1 rRNA gene is annotated in these 1,425 nt (G+C 51.1%); it reads left to right on the top strand.

Going from position 1 to position 1,425, the window contains the following annotated elements:
• A 23S ribosomal RNA gene (locus C9J40_RS21710) occupies positions 1-1,425 on the top strand; the annotation flags it as partial.

The raw sequence follows: 1,425 nt of genomic DNA, 5'->3' as shown, positions 1-1,425 counted from the left end.
GAAAGGCCAATCAAACTCGGAGATAGCTGGTTCTCCCCGAAAGCTATTTAGGTAGCGCCTCGGACGAATACTACTGGGGGTAGAGCACTGTTAAGGCTAGGGGGTCATCCCGACTTACCAACCCTTTGCAAACTCCGAATACCAGTAAGTACTATCCGGGAGACACACGGCGGGTGCTAACGTCCGTCGTGAAGAGGGAAACAACCCAGACCGCCAGCTAAGGTCCCAAAGTTATAGCTAAGTGGGAAACGATGTGGGAAGGCTCAGACAGCCAGGATGTTGGCTTAGAAGCAGCCATCATTTAAAGAAAGCGTAATAGCTCACTGGTCGAGTCGGCCTGCGCGGAAGATTTAACGGGGCTAAGCTATACACCGAAGCTGCGGCAATGAAGTTTACTTCATTGGGTAGGGGAGCGTTCTGTAAGCCGTTGAAGGTGAATCGTAAGGTTTGCTGGAGGTATCAGAAGTGCGAATGCTGACATGAGTAACGATAAAGGGAGTGAAAAACTCCCTCGCCGGAAGATCAAGGGTTCCTGTCCAACGTTAATCGGGGCAGGGTAAGTCGACCCCTAAGGCGAGGCCGAAAGGCGTAGTCGATGGGAAACGGGTTAATATTCCCGTACTTCTTATAATTGCGATGGAGGGACGGAGAAGGCTAGGTGAGCCTGGCGACGGTTGTCCAGGTCCAAGTATGTAGGCTGATGGTTTAGGCAAATCCGGACCATCTTAAGGCTGAGATACGATGTCGAGTCACTACGGTGACGAAGTCATTGATGCCATGCTTCCGGGAAAAGCTTCTAAGCTTCAGATTATAAGAAATCGTACCCCAAACCGACACAGGTGATCAGGTAGAGAATACCAAGGCGCTTGAGAGAACTCGGGTGAAGGAACTAGGCAAAATGGTACCGTAACTTCGGGAGAAGGTACGCTCCTAGCGGTGATGAGACTTGCTCTCTAAGCTGCCGGGAGTCGCAGATACCAGGTGGCTGCAACTGTTTATTAAAAACACAGCACTGTGCAAAATCGAAAGATGACGTATACGGTGTGACGCCTGCCCGGTGCCGGAAGGTTAATTGATGGGGTTAGACTTCGGTCGAAGCTCTTGATCGAAGCCCCGGTAAACGGCGGCCGTAACTATAACGGTCCTAAGGTAGCGAAATTCCTTGTCGGGTAAGTTCCGACCTGCACGAATGGCGTAATGATGGCCACGCTGTCTCCACCCGAGACTCAGTGAAATTGAAATCGCAGTGAAGATGCTGCGTCCCCGCGGCTAGACGGAAAGACCCCGTGAACCTTTACTATAGCTTGGCACTGAACATTGACCCTACATGTGTAGGATAGGTGGGAGACGTTGAAGCAACCGCGCCAGTGGTTGTGGAGTCAATCTTGAAATACCACCCTTGTATGCTTGATGTTCTAACGTTGG

Source organism: Photobacterium sp. GB-72 (assembly GCF_003026095.1).
Lineage (GTDB): Bacteria > Pseudomonadota > Gammaproteobacteria > Enterobacterales > Vibrionaceae > Photobacterium.
This window is presented reverse-complemented; position numbering and strand designations above follow the sequence as displayed.